Annotated in this window: 16 protein-coding genes and 9 pseudogenes; 17 read left to right on the top strand and 8 right to left on the bottom strand. The window is 34.7% G+C overall.

Features of this window, described 5'->3' with window-relative positions:
- Window positions 1-3 precede the first annotated feature (3 nt).
- The 3 genes from O1Q06_RS03590 to trpS all read left to right on the top strand — a co-directional run bounded on the left by O1Q06_RS03590 (window position 4) and on the right by trpS (window position 2,627).
- On the top strand, window positions 4-990 hold the full coding sequence (locus O1Q06_RS03590; protein WP_410543027.1) for a polyprenyl synthetase family protein: 987 nt from the start codon (window positions 4-6) through the stop codon (window positions 988-990).
- 62 nt (window positions 991-1,052) lie between these two features.
- Complete coding sequence (locus O1Q06_RS03585) at window positions 1,053-1,613, top strand: nucleotide exchange factor GrpE (protein ID WP_410543026.1); 561 nt, start codon at window positions 1,053-1,055, stop codon at window positions 1,611-1,613.
- 15 nt (window positions 1,614-1,628) lie between these two features.
- Window positions 1,629-2,627, top strand: a complete 999-nt coding sequence (gene trpS / locus O1Q06_RS03580) for a tryptophan--tRNA ligase (RefSeq protein WP_410543025.1) — start codon at window positions 1,629-1,631, stop codon at window positions 2,625-2,627.
- Window positions 2,628-2,634: 7 nt separating this feature from the next.
- Here trpS and O1Q06_RS03575 read toward each other — a convergent pair whose 3' ends face one another.
- A complete protein-coding gene (locus tag O1Q06_RS03575; RefSeq protein WP_410543024.1) occupies window positions 2,635-4,002 on the bottom strand; it encodes a hypothetical protein in 1,368 nt (455 codons plus the stop codon).
- 219 nt (window positions 4,003-4,221) lie between these two features.
- Between O1Q06_RS03575 and O1Q06_RS03570 the strand changes: the two genes are divergently transcribed.
- Both O1Q06_RS03570 and O1Q06_RS03565 read left to right on the top strand, forming a co-directional pair.
- Complete coding sequence (locus O1Q06_RS03570) at window positions 4,222-4,407, top strand: IS630 transposase-related protein (RefSeq protein ID WP_410543023.1); 186 nt, start codon at window positions 4,222-4,224, stop codon at window positions 4,405-4,407.
- A 51-nt stretch (window positions 4,408-4,458) separates the two neighbouring features.
- A pseudogene (locus O1Q06_RS03565) lies at window positions 4,459-5,460 on the top strand (IS630-like element ISWpi10 family transposase).
- A 60-nt stretch (window positions 5,461-5,520) separates the two neighbouring features.
- Here the strand turns inward: O1Q06_RS03565 and O1Q06_RS03560 are convergent.
- A pseudogene (locus O1Q06_RS03560) lies at window positions 5,521-6,388 on the bottom strand (IS982 family transposase).
- Window positions 6,389-6,474: 86 nt separating this feature from the next.
- Here O1Q06_RS03560 and O1Q06_RS03555 point away from each other — a divergent pair.
- Window positions 6,475-6,603 (top strand): annotated as a pseudogene (locus tag O1Q06_RS03555) (IS256 family transposase); the annotation flags it as partial.
- Window positions 6,604-6,613: 10 nt separating this feature from the next.
- Here O1Q06_RS03555 and O1Q06_RS03550 read toward each other — a convergent pair.
- Window positions 6,614-7,615 (bottom strand): annotated as a pseudogene (locus O1Q06_RS03550) (IS630-like element ISWpi10 family transposase).
- A 92-nt stretch (window positions 7,616-7,707) separates the two neighbouring features.
- Between O1Q06_RS03550 and O1Q06_RS03545 the strand changes: the two are divergent.
- Window positions 7,708-8,052, top strand: a complete 345-nt coding sequence (locus O1Q06_RS03545; protein ID WP_410542514.1) for a transposase — start codon at window positions 7,708-7,710, stop codon at window positions 8,050-8,052.
- Here the strand turns inward: O1Q06_RS03545 and O1Q06_RS03540 are convergent.
- A complete protein-coding gene (locus O1Q06_RS03540; protein ID WP_410542272.1) occupies window positions 8,037-9,491 on the bottom strand; it encodes an IS4 family transposase in 1,455 nt (484 codons plus the stop codon). The genes O1Q06_RS03545 and O1Q06_RS03540 overlap by 16 nt on opposite strands.
- Before the next feature lie 427 nt (window positions 9,492-9,918).
- On the opposite strand from O1Q06_RS03540, the gene O1Q06_RS03535 reads away from it, so the two are divergent.
- The 5 genes and pseudogenes from O1Q06_RS03535 (at window position 9,919) to O1Q06_RS03515 (ending at window position 15,656) form a co-directional block, all read left to right on the top strand.
- Entirely contained in the window at window positions 9,919-12,594 is a 2,676-nt protein-coding gene (locus O1Q06_RS03535; protein WP_410543147.1) for a 2-oxoglutarate dehydrogenase E1 component, read from the top strand.
- 194 nt (window positions 12,595-12,788) lie between these two features.
- Window positions 12,789-13,472, top strand: a complete 684-nt coding sequence (locus tag O1Q06_RS03530; protein WP_410543022.1) for a hypothetical protein — start codon at window positions 12,789-12,791, stop codon at window positions 13,470-13,472.
- Between the two features lie 156 nt (window positions 13,473-13,628).
- Window positions 13,629-14,630, top strand: a pseudogene (locus O1Q06_RS03525) (IS630-like element ISWpi10 family transposase).
- A gap of 21 nt (window positions 14,631-14,651) precedes the next feature.
- Window positions 14,652-15,511, top strand: a pseudogene (locus tag O1Q06_RS03520) (IS982 family transposase).
- Window positions 15,492-15,656 (top strand): IS630 transposase-related protein, encoded by a 165-nt coding sequence (locus O1Q06_RS03515; protein WP_410543146.1) that lies wholly within the window; start codon window positions 15,492-15,494, stop codon window positions 15,654-15,656. The pseudogene O1Q06_RS03520 and the gene O1Q06_RS03515 overlap by 20 nt, the downstream one beginning before the upstream one ends.
- 61 nt (window positions 15,657-15,717) lie before the next feature.
- On the opposite strand, the gene O1Q06_RS03510 is transcribed toward O1Q06_RS03515, so the two are convergent.
- The 4 genes and pseudogenes from O1Q06_RS03510 to O1Q06_RS03495 all read right to left on the bottom strand — a co-directional run bounded on the left by O1Q06_RS03510 (window position 15,718) and on the right by O1Q06_RS03495 (window position 20,062).
- The gene (locus O1Q06_RS03510) at window positions 15,718-17,172 is read right to left on the bottom strand and encodes an IS4 family transposase (protein WP_410542423.1); all 1,455 of its coding nucleotides are present in this window, start codon (window positions 17,170-17,172) and stop codon (window positions 15,718-15,720) included.
- A 201-nt stretch (window positions 17,173-17,373) separates the two neighbouring features.
- Window positions 17,374-17,550 (bottom strand): annotated as a pseudogene (locus O1Q06_RS03505) (DUF2460 domain-containing protein); the annotation flags it as partial.
- A gap of 53 nt (window positions 17,551-17,603) precedes the next feature.
- A complete protein-coding gene (locus tag O1Q06_RS03500) occupies window positions 17,604-19,130 on the bottom strand; it encodes a hypothetical protein (protein ID WP_410543021.1) in 1,527 nt (508 codons plus the stop codon).
- Between the two features lie 191 nt (window positions 19,131-19,321).
- Window positions 19,322-20,062 carry a DsbA family protein gene (locus O1Q06_RS03495; protein ID WP_410543020.1) on the bottom strand — a complete coding sequence of 247 codons (741 nt, stop codon included), beginning with the start codon at window positions 20,060-20,062 and terminating at the stop codon, window positions 19,322-19,324.
- Window positions 20,063-20,389: 327 nt separating this feature from the next.
- Here O1Q06_RS03495 and O1Q06_RS03490 point away from each other — a divergent pair, with 327 nt between their 5' ends.
- From O1Q06_RS03490 to O1Q06_RS03470, 5 genes and pseudogenes are all read left to right on the top strand, one after another.
- Window positions 20,390-22,273, top strand: coding sequence for a DUF3857 domain-containing protein (locus tag O1Q06_RS03490; RefSeq protein WP_410543019.1), 1,884 nt, complete (start codon window positions 20,390-20,392; stop codon window positions 22,271-22,273).
- Between the two features lie 47 nt (window positions 22,274-22,320).
- Window positions 22,321-23,811 (top strand): UbiD family decarboxylase, encoded by a 1,491-nt coding sequence (locus O1Q06_RS03485; RefSeq protein WP_410543018.1) that lies wholly within the window; start codon window positions 22,321-22,323, stop codon window positions 23,809-23,811.
- A 31-nt stretch (window positions 23,812-23,842) separates the two neighbouring features.
- Window positions 23,843-24,272, top strand: a pseudogene (locus O1Q06_RS03480) (phospholipase D family protein); the annotation flags it as partial.
- 78 nt (window positions 24,273-24,350) lie between these two features.
- A pseudogene (locus O1Q06_RS03475) lies at window positions 24,351-25,352 on the top strand (IS630-like element ISWpi10 family transposase).
- A gap of 245 nt (window positions 25,353-25,597) precedes the next feature.
- Entirely contained in the window at window positions 25,598-25,972 is a 375-nt protein-coding gene (locus tag O1Q06_RS03470; protein ID WP_410542959.1) for a hypothetical protein, read from the top strand.
- Window positions 25,973-25,999 lie beyond the last annotated feature (27 nt).

Here is a 25,999-nt window from a genome sequence, read left to right as displayed (position 1 = left end):
TAAATGCTAAACACTGATTTAACAAAAAGTAGTAAATTAGATGATATTGTATCTTCTGATTTATTGGCTATGAATGACTTTATCTTCAAAAATGTCAATGATGAAGGTACTAAGCTTGCTACCGATATTACATCTCATCTTATTAATTCAGGAGGAAAAAAGATAAGGCCTAAGCTCATTTTTATTATATGTAAAATGCTGAATTACTCTGGAGAGAGTAGGGTCAACATTTCTGCATCGGTAGAATTTATACACAACGCTACTTTACTTCATGATGATGTGCTTGATGAAAGTAAGGCACGCCATGGAGTTGCAACAGCAAATAAAATTTGGGGGAATAAATCAAGCATTTTAGTTGGTGATCTATTATTGACCTTAGCGTTTAAATGGCTTATAGAATGTGGGAATTTAAGTGTTCTCTCTATTCTATCTAAGGCATCTAATTTGCTTGTCAAGGGTGAGATAAAGCAGATGACAACGCGTTTTGACCCTAACACAATTAGGAAAAATTATTTTAATATCATTGGAGAAAAGACAGCATCTTTATTTTCTGCATGCTGCGAGGCTGCATCAGTAGTATCTGGAGCCACAAGTGACGAAACAGAGAGGTTAAGGAATTTCGGGTTTAATTTTGGTATGGCATTCCAAATAATTGATGACGTGCTAGATTATACTGCTAATCAAGGCACTTTAGGAAAGCAACTTGGAAAAGATTTCTTTGAAGGTAAAGTTACTTTACCTTCTATTATAGCATATGAAAAAGGCAGCCCATCAGAACAAAAATTCTGGGAGAAATCTTTTTCTTCAGCTAGACACAATTTTGACCAAGCATTACAATATATTAATCATCATAATGCCATTCATGTTTCTATGGAAGAAGCTAAACACTATATTAATATGGCGCAAAGTAATATTGATACTTTTTCTGATTCTCTTTATAAAACTGCTTTGATTGACTTTTTAAATGCAAGCATAGAAAGACAAGGATAGCTAACGCTTGATATTTTTAGATTGATTGTTATATATTTATTAAGTTTGTAAGGGTGAATGATATGTCAGATAGTAATAAAGAGAAAAAAAAGAAATTTGCAGATATGGTCAGTAAACGAAAAGGGGATGATCAAGAAGATCAGCAAACAGGTGATTTAAGTGAAGAGCTTAATATATTAAAAGAACGTGCAGTTCAGCTTGAAGATCATTTACGTCGCGCTGTTGCGGATAATGAAAACGTTAAACGTATAATGCAAAAGCAAATTAGCGATGCAAGTGATTATGCAGTCACAAAATTTGCACGTGATATGATCGACTCTTGTGACAATTTAAAAAAAGCAATGGAAAACTTGAAAGGTGATGATCCTATTCATGAAGGAATAAAAGTGGCGCACCAAAAGATTGTGAGTGATCTAAAAAAACATGGAATAGAAGAAATAGATCCAATAGGTAACTCTTTTGACAGCAATTTACATCAAGCTGTTGTGGAAAGAGAAGATAATGAAAAAGAGCCTGGCACTATTGTAGAAGTACTACAAACTGGTTATACAATTAAAAATAGGTTGCTTCGTCCTGCAATGGTTATTCTTTCTAAAAAATCTGCTGATTGCGAAAGTAACTAATAACACACTCAAGGTATGGAAGAAGTTGTCTTCTCAGGTATTCAGCCAAGTGGAGTATTACACTTGGGCAATTATCTTGGTGCAATTAAGCAGTGGATAGGCTTGCAGGATAAATATAAATCTCTTTTTTGTGTTGTTGATCTGCATTCAATCACAGCAAATAAGCTTCCCGCAAATGAATTAAAAAATAATACTTTTAAAGCAGCAGCAACTTATATTGCATGTGGAATAGATCCGGAAAAGTCGATTATTTTCAATCAATCCGCAGTTAGTGGTCATGCAGAATTGGGCTGGCTGCTAGGGTGCTATACACCAATTGGTTGGCTTAATCGTATGACTCAATTTAAAGATAAGGCTGGAAGCGATAGACAAAAAGCTTCTCTTGGGTTGTATAGCTACCCAGTACTTATGGCTGCGGATATATTGCTGTATCAAACTAAATATGTTCCTGTTGGCGATGATCAAAAACAGCATTTAGAACTTGCACGTGATATTGCATCAGCTTTTAACAATCATTATAAATGTAGTCATTTCATCATACCTGAAATCTTAACTTTGGATTGCACATCAAGAATAATGAGCTTAAGAGATGGAGCAAGCAAGATGAGCAAATCTGATTCTTCAGAATACTCATGCATTAACCTTGACGATACAGATGACTTGATTGTCAAGAAAATAGAAAAAGCAAAAACAGATTCAATTCTAGGCTTTGATTTTGCTACTTTAAAGTGCCGTCCAGAAGTAAACAATTTGGTAAACATTTATTCAGTGCTTAGTGATTTAAATGTGGAAAAAGTGTGTGAAGAAGTGAATAAACATGATATGAAACACTTTAAAAAAGAGTTAGCTGACTTAATCATCAGTGTTATATCACCCATACGTGAGAAGTTGAACGGTCTTTTGAGGGATCAGCTCCATTTACATAAAATATTAAAAGAAGGTACAGAAAAAGCAGCAGAGATTGCAAATAACAATATAAAAAAGATCAAGGATATTATAGGGTTTGTTCAATAGGTTACAACTATTTCTTTCCATGGCTTTCAAATCGTGCAGCTATTTTCTTTACACTAACATGAGTGAGAAGAGGTTTTTTACTAACCGGAAGTTTAGAATCGGACTTTGCTGTTATGGGGTTCATTTTAGATCTTTTATTTCCTACCGGAAATGAGTGAGATTGGGAGGCAGTTTCTTGCGATGGTGCAGGATCTTTCTTCATACCGATATCTGCTTGTGTTGCAGGGGTGGCTTTGCTCTTAGCAACTTGATTTTGCTCAAACTTTCCTACTATTGACTTTACTCTACCGTCCTTCTTGCTATTTACTTTTTCTTTTATAATAACCGCTTTTACTTCTGATGCTGCTTTATCAGCAGATTTTTTCAGGATTGGTTTACTTTCAGCTGATTTTTGCGAAGTCACTTCTACTATTATTGGTTTCGTGCTCATTTGTTGATCAACAATATCTAGCCTTTTAGGATTTGACAGTATTTTAGATTTATCTTCTTTAGTTTCTTGCCTAATTTCTTGATTGGTAGCGTTTAGCGCTGGTGGCTCTGGAGCCTGTCTCTTTTTATATCCTCTTCTTGTTCCTGCATTTTTCTTAGGTTTCGTTTTGTGAGTTGGCTCCTTTTTAGCTAACTTTGAGTCTTCCGAATCTTTTGTTGAAGATTTACTACTTTTCTCTTGATAATTTGATATTTCCTCATTTCCAGACTCTTCACTTAATGAACTTTCATAGCCTGAATCTTCAGGAGATACATTCTCTATTTCTGGTTTAAAGTGTACCTTTGTTGAGGCAGTAGGAGGTGGCGGAGGTGCCGTTGTTGGCCGTTTTATTTTCTTCATACCTGATTTTCCTGCCGGCTGTTTTCCTTTTTGCAGCTTAGGAGTATCTTCCTTCTGCTTTGATGTCGTTTTATTTTCCGTGCTTACTTCGTATGATTTATGTTCTTTATTGCCTTTTCCACTCTGTTTCGAATCTAAAATTTCTTTAAGTCCTTTCTTGAATAGATTAATTGTACTTAAAATATTTGTGTATTCGGCTGCTTTTTCTATAGTGAAACCTGATAATTCATCACCAACAAAATTTTTTATGTCATTATCATTGGTTGGAATATCTTTTCCCAAGACTCTATCTAATATCCCTTTTAATGTTCCAATAAAACCGAGTGGCTTTGTGCTCAAAGGTTCTACATAACTATTCAAGTCGCTATATATAACAAATTTGGCTACATCTTTTGCGTTGTTTGTAAAATTCTTCAGAGCTTGAGATAAATCTTTCAGTGTTTCATCATATTGTTCATTAATTTTTTTTGTATCCTTCAGCTTTATGACTCTTATCAAAGAATTGAGATTTTTACCATAATTGTCACTTTTAAATAGATCACTCATACCAATTACTGTTTATCGTTTACTTAAATATAAATTTAAAGTATTAAGACCGAGTAAATGTTATATGACTTATCCTCTGACTCATAAACGCTTGCGTTCCTTAATGTGCAAAAAATTTCAATAATCTTCAATCAGCAATAGTATAGAAATCCAAAAAACAAGTAGCTATAGTATTTCCTAAAGTAAATGATAAAGGTATAATAAAGTATTTGAGTTATAATGGCATATAGTGTGGATTTAAGGGAAAAGGCAGTATTGATGATAGAAAAAGGGAAGACAAAGGTTGAGATAGCAGAGCTCATGGAGATAGGAATAGCAACGCTGTACCGCTGGTTAAAAAAGAAAGCTGCTGGTGAAAGCCTAAAGCCATCTAATACCAATTCCCACTATGTAAAGAACAGATAGACAATAATGGGAAAGAAGTGATACTAGAGTAGATAAAATAGAGAGGTATAAATGGCATTAAGGTCAAAACTGTTAGACGAAAAAGTTGTAAATTTGGCGAAAGAAATGTTAAAAAAGGTCAGAAATAACGCATATGTTTCAAAAAAGTTACAAGCGGTGATAGCAGGAAAAGAAAGTAGTATAAGCGCTGTGGCAAGAATATGTAAAATTTCAAGGACTGCTTTGACTGAATGGATAAAGCATCTAAAATTTGGTAGAGTAGAAAAATTATTTTCCCCTTCTCAGCGGCGAAGAAAAAGCAAATTAAACAAAAATCAACGTGAGCAAATTGAAATATGGGTAGAAAGAAATCCAAATATTACTATTAAGGAAGTGCAAATAAAAATCTCAGAGGAATTTGGCCTAAACATTAGCAAATCAACAGTGCATCGTGAGATACAAAGGATGAAGTTTTCTTATATAACACCGAGGCCAATTCACCATAAACAAGATAAAAACAAGCAAGAAGAGTTTAAAAAATACTTCAATAAAATAGTCAATTCCCACCCTGAAAAGGAGGTATTTTTTTGATGAATCACGATTTGGAACTCATTCAAAAATCGGACACGGATGGTTTAAAAAAGGGGTCAGAACGCAGGTTAAATGAAAATTGGTAGACAAAATTTCTATATCTACAGTGCGGTAAATCCAAGAAGTGGTAAGAAAATTAGCCTACTTGCTCCATATGTAAACACTGATTGTATGAATATATTTCTGGAGCAGATGTCGAAAGATTTAGGCACGAAAAAAGCCTTTCTTGTAATGGATTGTGCAGGCTGGCATAGATCAAAAAGTTTGAAAATTCAGAAAAACATTACCATTATATACTCGCCTCCTTATTCACCAGAACTGAATCCTGTTGAGAGGTTGTGGCAATATATCAAACACAATACTTTACGCAACAGAGTCTACGATACCATAGGCTTACTTGAAGATGTTCTGTGTAATTTTATTGTCAGTATTTCCAGTGCTACTATTAAACGAGTTTGTAATGTTTCTTATTTGTTCGATTAGTAATGTAATTTGGTATAACACGAAGAATCCTCCTTGTACATTTGGAACGCTAATTCTGGATTAAGGAAGGAAGAAAGTATAGGAAATGGAAGGCTTTTTGGATTTCAAGGAATAGGAAATGAGAGTAGAAAAGATGTGAACCAAGAAATTAACGGGAGATCTATGGCGAGTATGTTCAATTTCAAGTCTATTTTTGAGGTAGCCAAAAATCGTCTCAATGATCGACCTTTTTCTCAGCAAAATCTTTTCATGTAGTGAAATTAATGCGTTTTTCATCCCCTTTTTCACCTTGGTAACAAGTTTCAAACCGCGGTTAAACAACTCTTGGAAAAGCTCTTTTTTAATATAGCCTTTATCACCAAACAAAAGACCGGTTAATTTCTTAGTTAGGTTTGCTACAGGCTCTCTATCGTCAACATTACCTCTTGTAAGCGTAAAAGCTTGAATTTCACCTTTCTCGTTAATTATCAAATGTAGTTTAAAGCCGAAAAACCAGCCATATGTACTCTTGCTTAATTTTGCAATTCCAGCAAAAACCTTATTTCTTGATATTCTTTTTGCATGGCAAACTGCAATAGGAGTTGTATCTATGTATGAGATTCCAGTAAGTTCTGACCATCCGCAAAGGCACTGTAATAGCATGGCTAAATGCCACAAAACCCTGGGCTTTAGAGCAACAAACCTAGTGTATGAAGGCAACTTCGAAAACTCTGTTTGTAGAGCAATGTTGGGTAATGCAGGTAGAAAGCCTTAAAATTTTCACAGGGAGATTGCTGATACAGGAGGATTATTGTGATAATTTCCGAATGTGTAATTTCTGGCACTCTTGTGGGTTTTTACCGTTTGGTAGTAGTTTATCTGCAAAATTTTTCTCTATATCTCTGCAAAAATCATCGACCAGACAAAACAGTTTTGTTATATCTTCCATGGGTAACCTCATCTATTTTTTTCTATTTGTTGAGTTTACCCTACTCTCCTGACTTTTCTATTCTCTTTTTAATCCAGAATTAGCGTTTAGAGGCAAGCTTGGAAGGTGAAATAGAAAATCACTTATCAAATGAAGATGAAGGAAATAATCGAAGAAATGGTAGGAGTGGAAAAACTTTGCGAACAAGTGCAGGCTCATTTGAGCTTCTAATACCAAATTCCATTACTAATCGAATAAATAAGAAACATTACAAACTCGTTTAATAGTAGCACTGGAAATACTGACAATAAAACTACACAGAACATCTTCAAGTAAGCCTATGGTATCGTAGACTCTGTTGCGTAAAGTATTGTGTTTGATATATTGTCACAACCTCTCAACAGGATTCAGTTCTGGTGAATAAGGAGGCAAGTATATAATGGTAATGTTTTTCTGAATTTTCAAACTTTTTGATCTATGCCAGCCTGCACAATCCATTACAAGAAAGGCTTTTTTCGTGCCTAAATCTTTCGACATCTGCTCCAGAAATATATTCATACAATCAGTGTTTACATATGGAGCAAGTAGGCTAATTTTCTTACCACTTCTTGGATTTACCGCACTGTAGATATAGAAATTTTGTCTACCAATTTTCATTTAACCTGCGTTCTGACCCCTTTTTTAAACCATCCGTGTCCGATTTTTGAATGAGTTCCAAATCGTGATTCATCAAAAAAATACCTCCTTTTCAGGGTGGGAATTGACTATTTTATTGAAGTATTTTTTAAACTCTTCTTGCTTGTTTTTATCTTGTTTATGGTGAATTGGCCTCGGTGTTATATAAGAAAACTTCATCCTTTGTATCTCACGATGCACTGTTGATTTGCTAATGTTTAGGCCAAATTCCTCTGAGATTTTTATTTGCACTTCCTTAATAGTAATATTTGGATTTCTTTCTACCCATATTTCAATTTGCTCACGTTGATTTTTGTTTAATTTGCTTTTTCTTCGCCGCTGAGAAGGGGAAAATAATTTTTCTACTCTACCAAATTTTAGATGCTTTATCCATTCAGTCAAAGCAGTCCTTGAAATTTTACATATTCTTGCCACAGCGCTTATACTACTTTCTTTTCCTGCTATCACCGCTTGTAACTTTTTTGAAACATATGCGTTATTTCTGACCTTTTTTAACATTTCTTTCGCCAAATTTACAACTTTTTCGTCTAACAGTTTTGACCTTAATGCCATTTATACCTCTCTATTTTATCTACTCTAGTATCACTTCTTTCCCATTATTGTCTATCTGTTCTTTGCATAGTGGGAATTGGTATTACATATAGATGAAGCAGGAGTTGATAATAAGTTATACCGAGAATATGGACGTGCTCCAAGAGGAAAGAAAATTTATGCAGATATTCCAGCGAGAGAGAATCAGTATAGTAGCCGGGTGGATTGGAATGAGATTTATTGCACCAATGACTTTCAAAGGTGGGTGTGACAAAGAGGTATTCAATATATGGTTGGAGAAACCTAAATTGCCACTTGGCACAACCATAGTTATGGATAATGCTACATTTCATAAGACCACTAAAACAAAATCATTAATAGAGTCTTTTGGCTGTCATGTGCTGTATCTTCCAACATATTCACCAGATTTGAATCCTCACTTTTACCCACAACTTTGAGAGGTCATTATGCGAGGCATAACCATGCTTTCCCTGAGGTTTTCATAACCACGCCATAGAGTCATAGTTCCTGGTAAATTATCACTTTTTCTATTCATAAATCCACCTAATTTTCCTAACCAAATAATAGCTTGTTTTATGTTTGGAGGTTCTTCTGGCAATTTGGCTACTTTATGCTCACGTATGTAAAGGGTTTTCCACTCTTCATTACTTAAAACCTTAGTACAAACCTCCATAGGATTCGATAAAGCGATTTTTGTTAAATATAAAATATTAAATGCAATAATGCTCTTTATAGCGATTAATTTCTCTAATCTTTCTTTTGTAGCTAAACGAGAGCTTTCTACCTTACATCCTGATTTTAAAATCCTAAAATACTCCTCGATTTTCCATCTTAGCTTATACCAATTTATCCTTTCTATAGCATCTAAAGTGCTATTAACTGGTACATTAGTCAGCAAAGTCCAATCAATAGCTTCTACTCTTTCAGGAGGATTTGTTTCTTTGGCACTTACTACATATATAGCGATTTTATCACTTATTTTATGCTCTGTATCTTTCGATCCATAAATGTAAGGAGATCTGATAGGTATATAGCCTTTCATATACCTGACTTCAATGTTAGCTTTTCTTGAGATCTGGTATTTATTTTCAGCAACATTCAAGACAATTTCCTTTTTTACAGGCAGTTGAGTTATACGTGTTTGCAAATCCGTTTTTCCCCCTTCAATACAGATGAATTTCCTATTAGTTCGGTTGCGGATTACATAAAAACTGTCCAATGATTCAACAGTCCATAAAAACTTAAAAATATCTGCTTCCCTATCACCAATAGTAACAAGCTGTACACCTTCTGCGAGGTTATTTAGGGTTTCTTTTAGTGCCGCTATCCACTTATAGCTTTCTTTCTCCTTTATAGCAGTACGGTATTTCCTGTTTGCTTTTTCTTGGGCTGTTTCTTCCCTGATAGAACGTGCCCAACACTGTTGAGAAGATAGCCCTAAAGGTAATCCGTCTTTGTTAACCATTAAGTTACTGTGCAATAACAAACCCTTTTTATATTTTGTATAGGCTTTAGAAATACTACCTAGACCCTTAGTCTTTATATGAGAGTCAAAATCCAAATAACTTGTATCTTGAACTGAAAATACCAGCTCATTTCCTTTTATCCTTTCCATAGTTTCTTTATAATGGGAAGAATAAATTTCCTTAGCTTCAAGCTTCTCATTGCTAAATAATCTGTATGCACCTTTAGCTTCTTTCCATCCTACACAGCTTTGACTAATTGACCCAGACGCCTTATTCTCTATTAAATAGCTTGTTTTAATAAGTCTTGTATTAAGCCTTACATCTCCCAGATTAACATGTCTCAACTCTTTTTCTAGCCATTTATCTCCTAAGCCATCAGCACATTGTACATTTCTATTTACTTCACACATTTTTACCTCATCTTAAGTATATTTTTCTCTATCTTACTTGCTTTTTATACTTGTGGGTAAAAGTGAGATTTGAATCCCATAGAACACTGTTGGCATACCATCAAAAGCCGCCTCAGACCTCTAATGTATAAATGTACAGACTTACAACTTTTGGTTGGTAATACCATAATGGTAATTTATTATTCATTTTAGAAAATACTATAACACTGGAATCTAGGAATTATGATTGGGCACAAGTTGATGAGTATAGTTGTTTTATTTTGAAATACAGCATTTATGGAAAGATTAGATGTCAGTCTAGGATGACACCCTTTCTGGAAAACTAGGATTACAGTGTTTGTATAACTTAATAATTAGAAACTAAAGGAGTTCTTTTTTAAAAAACTTAAGTTATACTTATAAGTATTTGATATCTTTTGTAGTGATTATGCTAAGTCTAAGCTGCCTTTATGGTGATAATGCAGAATTTGTAGAAGAAATGTATAGCCGTTATCTGCAGGGCGATAAATCAATCGGGGAGGATTGGAATAGGATTTTTTCAAGCAATTTAGAAATGAATAAAACGGAAGCCTGCAATGTACAGCACGCAGTCAAGTCGGATGATTCAATTTCTAGCTTAGCAAATTTTTTCAGATCTTACGGTCATTTTTTTGCGGACTTAAATCCATTATCACCGCATGTAAATAAAGAAATAGATTATCAGAAATATTTGAATATCTCTCCAGCGCATGATGCTAAAATATATAGAGATATTTACTGCAAGAACATCGGGTTTGAATTTATGCATATTTCCTCTTATGAGGAAAGAGTGTGGCTGCAGGAGAAAATTGAAAATCAGGTCTACACGCTAAGCCCTCAGGATAAAAAAGAAATACTAAGGCACTTGATTGAATCTGAGATGTTCGAGCAATTTCTCCATATGAAATTTCCTGGATATAAGCGTTTTTCTATCGAAGGTGGGGAGTCAGCTATTGTTGCAATTGAAAGAGTTATTAGTGATTCTGCAGCTTTTGGTATTGAAGAAATAGTTCTTGGTATGGCCCACCGAGGACGGCTTAATGTTCTAACCAAAGTTATGGGGAAAGAATATGCGGCAATGCTGTCTGAATTTCAAGGCAATCTTGCATACCCAAGTGGTCTTGAGGTATCTGGTGATGTCAAATATCACCTTGGTTACTCTTCTGATCGAGCACTTGCTGGTGGTAAAAAAATACACTTAAGTTTATGTCCTAACCCATCTCACCTTGAGGCGGTAAATCCAGTTCTAGCTGGAAGAGTAAGAGCGAAGCAAAATATAAGATCTGTGCTTGGAGTGTCAATTCATGGTGATGCAGCTTTCATCGGGCAGGGAGTGGTTGCCGAAACCCTTACTTTGAGCAACATTGAAGGTTATACAGTAGGTGGTATCGTGCATATTGTTATTAATAACCAAGTTGGTTTTACCGCCAACCCATCCTGCGCACGCTCATCTTTTTATTGCACTGATGTAGCAAAATCAATAGAAGCTCCAGTATTTCATGTTAATGGAGATAATCCAGAAGCTGTGAGTTTTGTTGCGAATTTGGCAATGGAGTATGTGCAGAAATTTAAAAAGGATGTGGTGATTGACATAATATGCTACCGCAAATATGGCCATAATGAAGGCGATGAGCCAAATTTTACTCAGCCACTTATGTATAAAGCAATATCAAAGCATAAAACTCCAGGCACGCTGTACGAAGAGAAGCTGACTGCAGAGAAAGTGCTAAGTAGCGATGAAGTAAGTAAATTACGCAGCGAATTTAGAACAAGATTAGATAAAAGCCTTACTGAGTCAACGACTTATACTCCGAAGAAAGCTGACTGGTTTGATGGAGTGTGGTTAAAACTCAGGAGAGCAAAATTGAACGATTTGAGTGAATATTATACGGACTCTGGTGTTTCACCAGATGAGCTAAAAAAATTGGGCGTACACATAAATAGCAATATTCCAAGCAGTTTTAATATCAATAATAAGGTCAGAAAAATACTTGATGGAAGAATAGAAAGTATAAATTCCGGTAGCAACATAGACTGGGCAACTGCTGAAAGTCTCGCATTCGCGTCATTGCTTAGAGAAGGAATAGGAGTGCGCTTGTCAGGACAAGATTCTGGTCGCGGCACCTTCTCGCACCGTCATTCAAGACTTATCAATCAAGCAACGGAGGAAGAGTTTATTCCACTAAACAACATAAGTGAGAAGCAAGCTCGCTTTGAAGTTATAGATAGCGCACTATCTGAGTATGCTGTGATGGGTTTTGAATATGGATATAGCCTTGACTCTCCATATTCACTTGTGCTCTGGGAAGGGCAGTTCGGTGATTTTGCAAATGGCGCGCAAATTATGATCGACCAATTTATCTCATCTGCAGAAACAAAGTGGTTGCGGTCAAGTGGTCTAGTTCTACTTTTGCCTCATGGTTATGAAGGGCAGGGGCCTGAGCATAGTTCTGCTCGTATAGAGAGGTTTTTGCAGCTCTGTGCAGAGGATAATATGCAGGTGGTTAATTGCTCTACTCCTGCGAATTATTTTCATGCTTTACGCCGACAAATTAATCGAGATTTTCGTAAGCCTTTAGTGGTGTTTACACCTAAATCACTATTGCGTCATAAAAGCGCAGTTTCTAACCTTTCTGACTTTGAAGGAAAATTTCTTACGGTAATTCCAGAGTGTAGAAAAGGTTTAGTTGCAAGTGATAAAATACGTAAAGTTGTAATATGTAGTGGTAAAGTTTATTACGACATAATTGAAATGCTTGAAGCACAAAAAATAAACGATATAGCAGTAGTGCGTTTAGAACAATTTTATCCATTCCCGGCTGATAAACTAGGCAGTGAACTTGAAAAATATAAGAACGCTGAAATTACATGGTGTCAAGAGGAACCAAAAAATATGGGAGGATGGTTCTTTGTCAACCCATTGATAGAAGAGGTATTGTCTGGCCTCAATGCTCAAGCAAAAAGACCTAAGTGCATTGCAAGACCTGCTGCTGCATCTCCTGCATGTGGTTATGCTAATATCCATGCTCAGCAACAAGCAGAAATTTTGAAGCAAGTTGTGCAGGCACAACTGTACAAACACTGAGCGGCTTCAAGCAGACTTATTAATTAGACTCTAGCACTTAGATAACTTACAACAATCAAACCTTTTATATACTCATACAAATATAAAAAGACTTTACTTTTTTAATAAAAACTTAATCTTTATTAAGATTTTCATTTATTTTTCTTAAAATAGTTAATATAATTAATGTTAATCTTAACTATTTTAAGATATATATGAATACAGAAGCATTTGAGAGATTAATAGGGCAAACTAAGCTACGCAGCAATAGCAAGGCTGAAATCATACAATTAAATAGAAGCGAGAAGGCTTTTATAGATGAGGATAAAAAGTCTATAGAATTAGCTGAGGCTATTTTTGCAGAAAATAATATGTTTCGTTTTCGTAAACCAGGTCCTGCTACGGATTACATTTTGCACAAACTAATAAATGATAGAAAGCTTCTCGAGGAAATGAAAGATAGAGGTACAAGTATAATACGTCTTTTTTCTTTGCTATCAATGTATCGTGGTCTTCCTAAGTGCTATGTTGTGAGAAAAGAAGGGTGTATTACTGAGTTTGGAATACTTACTTATATTGACGAATGTTTAGAATCAGTACCTTTAGAAGACTTTATACTTATTGAGTCTTCCTCGTACCTAGAGTACATTTTGTTTGATAATGATAATATCAGAAATAAGTTAGCTGAAGATTTGACTGAAGATAAAACAAAATTAGATATTTTCGTAAATGGAATTTTAGCAATAAATAGCTCGGATTTAGTATTATCTTGTATCAACACAATCGAGGCTTTTAATGAGGAAGCTAGAAATTTTGTCAATCACATACAGAAAACCAATAGGATGGACTACCTCTTTAAGGAAAATGGTACAACACTTGTAACGCTAATTCTGGATTAAAAAGAGAATAGAAAAGTCAGGAGAGTAGGGTAAACTCAACAAATAGAAAAAAATAGATGAGGTTACCCATGTAATACCAATTCCCACTATGTAAAGAACAGATAGACAATAATGGGAAAGAAGTGATACTAGAGTAGATAAAATAGCGAGGTTTAGATGGCATTAAGGTCAAAACTGTTAGACGAAAAAGTTGTAAATTTGGCGAAAGAAATGTTAAAAAAGGTCAGAAATAACGCATATGTTTCAAAAAAGTTACAAGCGGTGATAGCAGGAAAAGAAAGTAGTATAAGCGCTGTGGCAAGAATATGTAAAATTTCAAGGACTGCTTTGACTGAATGGATAAAGCATCTAAAATTTGGTAGAGTAGAAAAATTATTTTCCCCTTCTCAGCGGCGAAGAAAAAGCAAATTAAACAAAAATCAACGTGAGCAAATTGAAATATGGGTAGAAAGAAATCCAAATATTACTATTAAGGAAGTGCAAATAAAAATCTCAGAGGAATTTGGCCTAAACATTAGCAAATCAACAGTGCATCGTGAGATACAAAGGATGAAGTTTTCTTATATAACACCGAGGCCAATTCACCATAAACAAGATAAAAACAAGCAAGAAGAGTTTAAAAAATACTTCAATAAAATAGTCAATTCCCACCCTGAAAAGGAGGTATTTTTTTGATGAATCACGATTTGGAACTCATTCAAAAATCGGACACGGATGGTTTAAAAAAGGGGTCAGAACGCAGGTTAAATGAAAATTGGTAGACAAAATTTCTATATCTACAGTGCGGTAAATCCAAGAAGTGGTAAGAAAATTAGCCTACTTGCTCCATATGTAAACACTGATTGTATGAATATATTTCTGGAGCAGATGTCGAAAGATTTAGGCACGAAAAAAGCCTTTCTTGTAATGGATTGTGCAGGCTGGCATAGATCAAAAAGTTTGAAAATTCAGAAAAACATTACCATTATATACTTGCCTCCTTATTCACCAGAACTGAATCCTGTTGAGAGGTTGTGGCAATATATCAAACACAATACTTTACGCAACAGAGTCTACGATACCATAGGCTTACTTGAAGATGTTCTGTGTAATTTTATTGTCAGTATTTCCAGTGCTACTATTAAACGAGTTTGTAATGTTTCTTATTTGTTCGATTAGTAATGTAATTTGGTATAAGATATAACAAAACTGTTTTGTCTGGTCGATGATTTTTGCAGAGATATAGAGAAAAATTTTGCAGATAAACTACTGCCAAACGGTAAAAACCCACAAGAGTGCCAGAAATTACACATTCGGAAATTATCACAATAATCCTCCTGTATCAGCAATCTCCCTGTGAAAATTTTAAGGCTTTCTACCTGCATTACCTAACATTGCTCTACAAATCAGAGTTTTCGAAGTTGCCTTCATACACTAGGTTTGTTGCTCTAAAGCCCAGGGTTTTGTGGCATTTAGCCATGCTATTACAGTGCCTTTGCGGATGGTCAGAACTTACTGGAATCTCATACATAGATACAACTCCTATTGCAGTTTGCCATGCAAAAAGAATATCAAGAAATAAGGTTTTTGCTGGAATTGCAAAATTAAGCAAGAGTACATATGGCTGGTTTTTCGGCTTTAAACTACATTTGATAATTAACGAGAAAGGTGAAATTCAAGCTTTTACGCTTACAAGAGGTAATGTTGACGATAGAGAGCCTGTAGCAAACCTAACTAAGAAATTAACCGGTCTTTTGTTTGGTGATAAAGGCTATATTAAAAAAGAGCTTTTCCAAGAGTTGTTTAACCGCGGTTTGAAACTTGTTACCAAGGTGAAAAAGGGGATGAAAAACGCATTAATTTCACTACATGAAAAGATTTTGCTGAGAAAAAGGTCGATCATTGAGACGATTTTTGGCTACCTCAAAAATAGACTTGAAATTGAACATACTCGCCATAGATCTCCCGTTAATTTCTTGGTTCACATCTTTTCTACTCTCATTTCCTATTCCTTGAAATCCAAAAAGCCTTCCATTTCCTATACTTTCTTCCTTCCTTAATCCAGAATTAGCGTTCGAAGAATATGTTACAAAGAATCCAGATCACACTCTGGCAGAGATGAAACAAAATCTTGGATTTGGAATAAATTCAATTTGGTATAGACTAAAACAGGTAAAAATTACTTTAAAAAAAAGTCACAAATAGAGTCTTTTGGCTGTCATGTGCTGTATCTTCCAACATATTCACCAGATTTGAATCCTCACTTTTACCCACAACTTTGAGAGGTCATTATGCGAAGCATAACCATGCTTTCCCTGAGGTTTTCATAACCACGCCATAGAGTCATAGTTCCTGGTAAATTATCACTTTTTCTATTCATAAATCCACCTAATTTTCCTAACCAAATAATAGCTTGTTTTATGTTTGGAGGTTCTTCTGGCAATTTGGCTACTTTATGCTCACGTATGTAAAGGGTTTTCCACTCTTCATTACTTAAAACCTTAGTACAAACCTCCATAGGATTCGATAAAGCGATTTTTGTTAAATATAAAATATTAAATGCAATAATGCTCTTTATAGCGATTAATTTCTCTAATCTTTCTTTTGTAGCTAAACGAGAGCTTTCTACCTTACATCCTGATTTTAAAATCCTAAAATACTCCTCGATTTTCCATCTTAGCTTATACCAATTTATCCTTTCTATAGCATCTAAAGTGCTATTAACTGGTACATTAGTCAGCAAAGTCCAATCAATAGCTTCTACTCTTTCAGGAGGATTTGTTTCTTTGGCACTTACTACATATATAGCGATTTTATCACTTATTTTATGCTCTGTATCTTTCGATCCATAAATGTAAGGAGATCTGATAGGTATATAGCCTTTCATATACCTGACTTCAATGTTAGCTTTTCTTGAGATCTGGTATTTATTTTCAGCAACATTCAAGACAATTTCCTTTTTTACAGGCAGTTGAGTTATACGTGTTTGCAAATCCGTTTTTCCCCCTTCAATACAGATGAATTTCCTATTAGTTCGGTTGCGGATTACATAAAAACTGTCCAATGATTCAACAGTCCATAAAAACTTAAAAATATCTGCTTCCCTATCACCAATAGTAACAAGCTGTACACCTTCTGCGAGGTTATTTAGGGTTTCTTTTAGTGCCGCTATCCACTTATAGCTTTCTTTCTCCTTTATAGCAGTACGGTATTTCCTGTTTGCTTTTTCTTGGGCTGTTTCTTCCCTGATAGAACGTGCCCAACACTGTTGAGAAGATAGCCCTAAAGGTAATCCGTCTTTGTTAACCATTAAGTTACTGTGCAATAACAAACCCTTTTTATATTTTGTATAGGCTTTAGAAATACTACCTAGACCCTTAGTCTTTATATGAGAGTCAAAATCCAAATAACTTGTATCTTGAACTGAAAATACCAGCTCATTTCCTTTTATCCTTTCCATAGTTTCTTTATAATGGGAAGAATAAATTTCCTTAGCTTCAAGCTTCTCATTGCTAAATAATCTGTATGCACCTTTAGCTTCTTTCCATCCTACACAGCTTTGACTAATTGACCCAGACGCCTTATTCTCTATTAAATAGCTTGTTTTAATAAGTCTTGTATTAAGCCTTACATCTCCCAGATTAACATGTCTCAACTCTTTTTCTAGCCATTTATCTCCTAAGCCATCAGCACATTGTACATTTCTATTTACTTCACACATTTTTACCTCATCTTAAGTATATTTTTCTCTATCTTACTTGCTTTTTATACTTGTGGGTAAAAGTGAGATTTGAATCCCATAGAACACTGTTGGCATACCATCAAAAGCCGCCTCAGACCTCTAATGTATAAATGTACAGACTTACAACTTTTGGTTGGTAATACCATAATGGTAATTTATTATTCATTTTAGAAAATACTATAGCTGCTCGTTTGACCTAACTCCATAAGCTATGTTATACCTGGCACGTGCACGAGACCAATTAATATTGCGCTGCTCACAGCCATTATGAGTTGTTACAATGTCAGTGGAAAATTCTGGTCCTCCAGTGGAACCATAAGATATATTTTCTGGAAATCTAATTTCTGTGAATGACATATGCCCTCCTGTAAAAATAAAATTGAGTTGATATAGATGAAGTAGGAAAGATCTTAAATTTTTGAAGCTGCTTTATCAATCAGGCTATAAATTTTAAATCCCGTTTCTTCTAAAAAAGTAAAGGTGTTGTTTTCTCCTACCTTACCTTTCAGTTCGTTAATGTCTTGATGACTTTGCATTAACTGATATACACAAACACACGAAACAACTAAAGCAACTCCAGCAAGAGATGCTAAAGGAATTGGTTGAGTAAAAACAGTAGCTATAGCAGATGCTGTGAATGCTATAGCTGTTATTACAGCAGCTATGCTATAAATAGCTTCTCTTCTGTAACTATTGATTAATTTCTTTTCTATTGCCTCTTGTTGTGTTTCTTGCCCTTGTTGATGAGAAATAGTAATTGCTGTATCTGTATGAATTGGCTCACTAGCGCTGGTATCAATTCTCTCTTTTTGTGTTTTTTGTTCTTTATGATCTTGCGCAATTGCTGCTTTGCTAGTTCTGATATTATATTGTTCTTCTTGCTCTGATTGATCAGAAGCAGGAACTCTTTTACCTATTTCAAGAATTTCTTCACTGGAATTTTTTTTCATATCCTTAGAAGTTTCACTCAAGATCTTTGCTGTATTTTCACAAGTTCTATTGTGTGTTTTTTCTAACATTGCTTCATGATTTTGTGAATTCCTTTCATCAATACTTCTATCAGCAGCTCTTTCTTTTAGTGGTTTCTGCTCTGATTGATTGGAAATAGGAGTGCTTTTATTCGAAAAAATCGGCTCACTAGTGCTGCCTTTTTGTCGTACTGGTTGCTCAGAAGCAGAAGCTTCTGTAACCTCACCAAAGATTTCTTCATTAGAAACTGATTGATTTTCTGTTATATCAGAAGGGATTTTGCTAAGAAGTGGCACAAAATGCCTCATGTAATTCACTACTCCTACAGTTTTTTTGCTACTATCTATCTCTAGTTGATTGAGATCTATATCTTGTATAAAAACTGCTGGATCATCATCATGTGCTGTAATTTTAGTTACCGTAACTTTTTGACTGTCTTCCTCTATTGAATAAATATAAAGCTCCACTTTGTACTTGTCGCATATCATTCTACCTTCAATGTTTGGACGACCCCATATAGGTGTAGAACCATCTCCTGTGGCCATATTCTTAATATTTTTTAAGTATTGATGAAAAGTCTTTTTCTCATCTATCATATTTATTTTAGTTTTTGGATCTTGTATAGGACCATATGGACCTTCTAGCTCAACAAAGTAGCCACCAATAGCAGTGTCTTTTATTACTGCTTTATAGGCCCAACTATCTTGTTTACCATGTTGCTCAACATAATCTGCGCAGTCTTTTCTTAATGATTTTGCAGTAAAATAATGATCTGGTTTTATATTTAACTCATTCAATCCTTGAGCAACGGAGTCAAAAAAGCAATCCCCTGTCTTTATAGCAGCCCCGATTTTTAGCTTTTCAGGATAAGCGCTCTTTAGATTATGCAATAAATCACTTGATTTTTTATTTTCTTTGATTTTTTGAAAAAGAGCAATTGGCTCTCTTGCATAGTTAGAATCTCTCATGTTATAACTCCAAAATAATAATTGTATTTTAATAGATTAACCAGCCTAGGAAGGCTAATTACCTAAGGTCGTGCTGTGTTGCAAGCAAACATCACCTGCTTCTCTTGAACTAATATGTAGCCTATACATATTGTTACTTACTATATCTTAACTATACTTAAACTCTTTTGTGCTGTCAAGCAGGAAATTTATTAATCTTTTAACTCATTCACTTTTTTACGTAATATATTCAAATCAGTTTTTCCTACAAAAAGACTATCTCCTATTATCAAAAAAGGTGTACCGCCTACTCCCAAATCCCTTACTAAAAGTTTGCTGTTGTTTATCATTTGCTCAATTTTGTCTGCATTATTTTTCATAGAGTTGTTAAAATCGTTCTCGTTAACCCCTATATTTTTCACTATACCTAATATAGTTTCATCTGAAAATTCTCCTCTGTGATCTAGTGCAGCGTAGTGAAAATCTAAGTACTTTTCTTTATCGATAAAATAAGTTGCTAAAGCACCTTTTGCTGCCTTTAAAGAATTGTTACCAAGTATTGGAGCATCCCTAAAGATATACTTAACTTTGCCATCATTGATCAATTGTTTTACATCGTTCTTTATAGCTTTGCAATATCCACAAGAATAGTCAAAAAAACCTACAGCTATGATATTGCTATTTTCATTTCCTGAGTAAGGATAAGTAGAGTCGAATATTTCATTTTTATGCTGAGAAATTTTATTTTTAGTTGCATGAGCATAACTATTTTTAGCTGACTCTTCCTGGAGAGTTTTTATGATCTTATCAAAATTTTTACTGATGTAGTCATCTAATCTCTCACTTATATGATCATCGTTTAAGACTTGACTGCGATGTGAAAGACAATTATTTATTACTGGTAAACTTGCTACTGCAAATATAAAAATCAATAAAAATTGTATCTTAGACATGAACTTACTTAAAGGAAATAATAAGACACATTATAGTAAAGAAATGTTGAATGTTAAAATATTTGCATCAAAAAATGTAAATTTAGTATATTATTATATCAGAAATTTTGGCGATATCGGTCATTTGAAAAACTTTAGATAGTCTTTACCGACACGTATAGCAATTATAAACATCGCAGTAAAAAGTTGATTATTTTATAACCGCTGCGTATAATACTGACAAACACGGCCATAAATTATATCAACGAACCAATAGCTGAGTTTATACACTGTGGGTAGTATTGTGCGGGTCTAATAGAATGACTTTTCAATAAATGTGAGAACATAATGAAATTTTTAAAAACTCTTTTTAACTTAACGTTGTTAGTGCTTTTTATAACTCCTTCAGTTGAAGCAAGGTGGGCTAAGTACGAAGATGCTTCCGTTGAGGTTGAATTTTCTAATGTTAACATTAATGTTAATAGAGATGGTACCTACGAAACGGAAGTAGAACTACAAGCAAAAATACTCAAGGAATCCGGACGTGATAGGTTCTCTCTATACAGTCTTATTTACAATGATGATAGTGCAGATTTTACTGTTTTAGAGGCTAAAACAACTTACAACGGAGAAGAATATATAGTAACTGAAGACATGATGGAGGATAAACCGCTGGCTAGACCTAGCAAAGGTTTCGATCAGTTAAGGCAAGTAACCATCTCATTCCCTAAAATAGAAATTGGTACGGAAGTATATTTAAGATATAAGCAAGTTAACAAAAAGGTTCCCGTTGATAATTTTTATGGCTTGAGCTTTTCGTATTATGGGGATTATTTACAAGCAGAAAATACTAAAATCAATTCTGAATTGCCTCTAGAGATTAAAGTTAATGATCCAAGAAGCGTATTAGAGATTGCTGAGGAAAAAAAGGATGATGTACATTCTATAAGCATTGCTTTAAAGAGAGCAGTTTATGAAAACACAATAAATGAGCCACATAATGGAATATTGAATACAAAACACAACACTTGGGTATCATTGTCGAGCCTATCTAAATGGGATGATTTAGCTAAAAAATTAGCTCCTGAATATCATAGCGTCATTAATCAGCCACTTCCTGCAACTTTTATAGCTATAGCAGAATCTGCTGCCAATAAAAATACTGATGAGGAGAAAATTAATGCAGTCACTTCTTTATTGAATGAAAAAGTTCAATATATGGGAGATTGGCGCACAGTCTCAGGAAAATATTTTCCACGAGATTTAGAGAAAATTGCTGATTCTCAAGTCGGGGATTGCAAAGACTTTTCTGCTAGCACAGCTGCTATTCTGCAAAAACTTGGTTACAAAGTTCAACCTATTTTAGTTATGAGAGGAACTACTAGTATTTCCAATCCTGAAGCATTACCCAATATGGGTAATTTTAATCATGTGATGCTTAGAGTAATGAATGAAGATGGAAAAATATACTGGATTGATCCAACTAATACCATCAGTATGGCACAGGGTATTTTTCCAGACATTGCTGATAGGAACGCTCTAGTACTGGATTATGAGGAAGCTAGTTACATAAAAATTCCTGCTGTACAAGGTAAAAATTCAAAAGTGATATTCCATAGTGAATTAACTATAGAAGATAACGTTGTAAATGAATATGGCCAGCTTACCGTGCAAGGGGAAGCAGCCTTAGGCTTAACAGGTGTTGGATTATATTATTCAGATGAGCAATTAAGAGATTCTGTTTTTCGTATGATTAGTGGAGTATATCTTGATGAAGAAGAAAAGAAGTTCTTAGAATTGCCTGACCTTACCTTGCGTAATGTAGAGGATCTTACAATTAAATATGAGTTCCAGCAAAAAAATAAGATTTTCAAGACAAATCTAGGACCTGCTTTGAATTTAGGAGATAATTGGCTTAATGATGTTGTCAATACAGCTTCTGACCAAGTGTCAGATCTTTTTATTGGTGTTCCTAAAACTAAGGAAAGCCATATGATAATAAAAGATATCAAAATTAAAAATTGTGAAAATTTGAATTTTGAAATAAATTCTCCTTGGTTATATGTAAATAGGTCGTGTAAATATCAAAATGATGGAGCCGAATTTAGCAATTTAATAATCATAAAGAAAAGTTTTATTACCAATGAAGAGTTAAAGACTGCTGAATATAAAAACTTAAAAAGCGAATTGGAGAATAATTTTTCTAGAGCCTCTATAATAATAAGTGAATGAGTTGTGCTGGGAAAAGCACTTCTTAAAAGGCTTAAAATTTTTAAAATATGTACAATAACTTACGCGACTTCATCAGAGCATTAGAAGAAAAAAAAGATCTAATTAGAATTAAAAAAGAAGTTTCAACTATTCTTGAAATGACAGAAATTCATCGTAGGGTTTTGTCAAACAAGGGACCAGCTATCATCTTTGAAAATGTTGTCACAGAAAATGGCAAAAATTCAATTCCCGTTTTAGTGAATTTATTTGGTACTATTGAGAGAATTGCATTCGGACTTGGTATAAATTCTGATGAATTAAGGGATCTGGGTAAACTTCTAGCATTTTTGCGATCACCTGAGCCGCCAAAAACCTTCAAAGATGCTGTGAAAATGTTTCCTCTACTAAAAGTTGTATTGTCGATGCGGAGCAAAGTTGTGAGCAAAGCCCCATGTCAAGAGGTGGTGCTAACTGGGGATAAGGTGGATCTTAGTTTGCTACCTATTCAGACATGCTGGCCAAACGAGCCTTCACCGCTTATCACTTGGCCACTTGTGGTAACAAAAGGACCAACAGCAGACAAGCAAGATAATTTCAATCTTGGAATATATCGTATGCAGGTTGTGAATAAAAAAACGACTCTCATGCGCTGGCTTGCACATCGTGGTGGTGCAGGTCACCATAAACGGTGGAAGGAGGAGAGGGGGCAAAATATGAAGTTTCCTGCGGCTGCTGTGATTGGTAGCGATCCTGCAACGATTATTGCTGCGGTAACTCCGGTGCCGGAGACTTTATCAGAATACCAATTTGCCGGGCTGCTGCGAAAAAAACCACTTGAGCTTGTAAATTGTAAAACTATTCCTCTTCAGGTTCCAGCTCATGCTGAGATCGTTCTGGAAGGATATGTAAGTTTAGATAAGTATAGAGATGAAGGGCCATACGGAGACCATACCGGTTACTATAATGCTGTTGAACAGTTTCCTGAGTTTAACATTACTGCAATTACAATGCGCAAAGATCCAATTTATCTCAGCACTTTCACTGGCAAGCCACCAGATGAACCATCAATTCTTGGTGAAGCACTCAACGAAATTTTTGTGCCGATTCTCATCAATCAGTTTCCGGAGATAGTAGATTTTTATCTGCCTCCAGAAGGTTGTTCATATAGAATAGCGGTAGTGTCGATAAAAAAGGCTTATCCAGGGCATGCAAAAAGAATTGTTATGGGCACACTATCTTTTCTCAAACAGTTCTTATACACGAAATTTATTATAGTTGTTGATTATGATATAAATATACGTGATTGGAAAGAGGTAATGTGGGCAATGTCAACAAGAATGGACCCTGTGCGTGATACAATTACGATAGAGAATGCCCCAATTGATTATTTAGATTTTGCTTCCCCTGAAAGCGGTCTCGGAGGTAAAATAGGGTTTGATGCAACAAACAAACTTCCACCTGAAACCAAACGAGAATGGGGAAGAAAAATTGAAATGAGCGAGGAAATAATAAAGAAAGTTACAGAGAAGTGGAAGGAATATGGGTTGACAGATGATTGAGCTATGATGTAGACTGCCGACGTGTATTTAGGTGTGGTTTGTGAGGCTTTTATATCTTTTATATCTTTTATTTTTGTCGGCATGTTTTTCTCTGTACTACTATGCGGGTCCTATATCCTCCTCTTGCCCAAAAGCAACAGTTTGCTTCTCACCTGAAGAAGACTGTGCTGTACCGATAATAAGCGAGATAGACCAATCTAAAGAATCTATCTTAGTTCAAGAATATACATTTACTCTTGGAACAGTTGCAAAATCTTTGATTAACGCCAAAGAGCGTGGTGTTGATGTTAAAGTCGTCTTAGATAAATCACAACTCCATTCAAAATATAGTGTCATAAGCGAATTGTTTTCAAATGGAATACCGATTTGGATCGATAATAAGCCAAAAATCGCTCATAATAAGGTAATTAATTGTTGATAATCAAAAAGTCATCACAGGATCGTTTAACCTCAGTAATACCAATTCCCACTATGTAAAGAACAGATAGACAATAATGGGAAAGAAGTGATACTAGAGTAGATAAAATAGAGAGGTATAAATGGCATTAAGGTCAAAACTGTTAGACGAAAAAGTTGTAAATTTGGCGAAAGAAATGTTAAAAAAGGTCAGAAATAACGCATATGTTTCAAAAAAGTTACAAGCGGTGATAGCAGGAAAAGAAAGTAGTATAAGCGCTGTGGCAAGAATATGTAAAATTTCAAGGACTGCTTTGACTGAATGGATAAAGCATCTAAAATTTGGAAGAGAAGAAAAATTATTTTCCCCTTCTCAGCGGCGAAGAAAAAGCAAATTAAACAAAAATCAACGTGAGCAAATTGAAATATGGGTAGAAAGAAATCCAAATATTACTATTAAGGAAGTGCAAATAAAAATCTCAGAGGAATTTGGCCTAAACATTAGCAAATCAACAGTGCATCGTGAGATACAAAGGATGAAGTTTTCTTATATAACACCGAGGCCAATTCACCATAAACAAGATAAAAACAAGCAAGAAGAGTTTAAAAAATACTTCAATAAAATAGTCAATTCCCACCCTGAAAAGGAGGTATTTTTTTGATGAATCACGATTTGGAACTCATTCAAAAATCGGACACGGATGGTTTAAAAAAGGGGTCAGAACGCAGGTTAAATGAAAATTGGTAGACAAAATTTCTATATCTACAGTGCGGTAAATCCAAGAAGTGGTAAGAAAATTAGCCTACTTGCTCCATATGTAAACACTGATTGTATAAATATATTTCTGGAGCAGATGTCGAAAGATTTAGGCACGAAAAAAGCCTTTCTTGTAATGGATTGTGCAGGCTGGCATAGATCAAAAAGTTTGAAAATTCAGAAAAACATTACCATTATATACTTGCCTCCTTATTCACCAGAACTGAATCCTGTTGAGAGGTTGTGGCAATATATCAAACACAATACTTTACGCAACAGAGTCTACGATACCATAGGCTTACTTGAAGATGTTCTGTGTAATTTTATTGTCAGTATTTCCAGTGCTACTATTAAACGAGTTTGTAATGTTTCTTATTTGTTCGATTAGTAATGGAATTTGGTATAATATCTAAAATGGGTAACGATTTAAAACTAGAAGCTAGAAAAGCAGCTCAAGATGAAGTAAAAAAATAGAAGGAAAAATGCTAACTTTAGCTGAAGAGAAAGCTAACAAAATAGCTACCGAAAAAGCTAATCAAATAGAAAAAAAAAATATCGACTTCAATTGATAAGACAGTAAAGTCAGTAGAAGCAAACGCTGAAAAAGCAGCAAAAAATGCAGCTGAAAAAGCAGTGAAAAAAGTAGGACCAGAAGTTGCAGATTTGCTAAAGCCAGAAATAAAAACTCAGGTAGAAGAAGCAGTAAAAAAATACACTGAAGAAAAAATTGAAAGTCTTATCAAACCTGAAATCACAAGCAAAATAGGTGATTTCCTCACTGAACAAAGTGAAAAATCAAGCAAATTTCTAGAATATGAAATGAATAAGTTAATCGAAAATGCACATAGGGATTTGGATGCAAGAATAGACAAGATTGAATGCGAACTTATAGAAGCAAAATCTGAGGTTTTAAAGACTGCTGCAAATAGTTTGAATGAGAGTGCAGACTTATTGTTTTCTGCTGAACGAGATGAAACATGTGAAAACCAAGATTTAGTGTATTTTTAATCATGAAAGGGGTTTTATGGGCAAAAT

It is taken from the genome of Wolbachia endosymbiont of Tetranychus urticae, from assembly GCF_046529255.1.
GTDB lineage: Bacteria > Pseudomonadota > Alphaproteobacteria > Rickettsiales > Anaplasmataceae > Wolbachia.
This window is presented reverse-complemented; position numbering and strand designations above follow the sequence as displayed.

What these genes read in the sequence shown, in the direction of transcription:
- O1Q06_RS03590 (WP_410543027.1), top strand. Translation starts at nt 4, where the DNA reads ATGCTAAACACTGATTTAACAAAAAGTAGTAAATTAGATGATATTGTA.
- O1Q06_RS03585 (WP_410543026.1), top strand. Translation starts at nt 1,053, where the DNA reads ATGTCAGATAGTAATAAAGAGAAAAAAAAGAAATTTGCAGATATGGTC.
- trpS (WP_410543025.1), top strand. Translation starts at nt 1,629, where the DNA reads ATGGAAGAAGTTGTCTTCTCAGGTATTCAGCCAAGTGGAGTATTACAC.
- O1Q06_RS03575 (WP_410543024.1), bottom strand. Translation starts at nt 4,002, where the DNA reads ATGAGTGATCTATTTAAAAGTGACAATTATGGTAAAAATCTCAATTCT.
- O1Q06_RS03570 (WP_410543023.1), top strand. Translation starts at nt 4,222, where the DNA reads ATGGCATATAGTGTGGATTTAAGGGAAAAGGCAGTATTGATGATAGAA.
- O1Q06_RS03545 (WP_410542514.1), top strand. Translation starts at nt 7,708, where the DNA reads ATGAAGCAGGAGTTGATAATAAGTTATACCGAGAATATGGACGTGCTC.
- O1Q06_RS03540 (WP_410542272.1), bottom strand. Translation starts at nt 9,491, where the DNA reads ATGTGTGAAGTAAATAGAAATGTACAATGTGCTGATGGCTTAGGAGAT.
- O1Q06_RS03535 (WP_410543147.1), top strand. Translation starts at nt 9,919, where the DNA reads ATGCTAAGTCTAAGCTGCCTTTATGGTGATAATGCAGAATTTGTAGAA.
- O1Q06_RS03530 (WP_410543022.1), top strand. Translation starts at nt 12,789, where the DNA reads ATGAATACAGAAGCATTTGAGAGATTAATAGGGCAAACTAAGCTACGC.
- O1Q06_RS03510 (WP_410542423.1), bottom strand. Translation starts at nt 17,172, where the DNA reads ATGTGTGAAGTAAATAGAAATGTACAATGTGCTGATGGCTTAGGAGAT.
- O1Q06_RS03500 (WP_410543021.1), bottom strand. Translation starts at nt 19,130, where the DNA reads ATGAGAGATTCTAACTATGCAAGAGAGCCAATTGCTCTTTTTCAAAAA.
- O1Q06_RS03495 (WP_410543020.1), bottom strand. Translation starts at nt 20,062, where the DNA reads ATGTCTAAGATACAATTTTTATTGATTTTTATATTTGCAGTAGCAAGT.
- O1Q06_RS03490 (WP_410543019.1), top strand. Translation starts at nt 20,390, where the DNA reads ATGAAATTTTTAAAAACTCTTTTTAACTTAACGTTGTTAGTGCTTTTT.
- O1Q06_RS03485 (WP_410543018.1), top strand. Translation starts at nt 22,321, where the DNA reads ATGTACAATAACTTACGCGACTTCATCAGAGCATTAGAAGAAAAAAAA.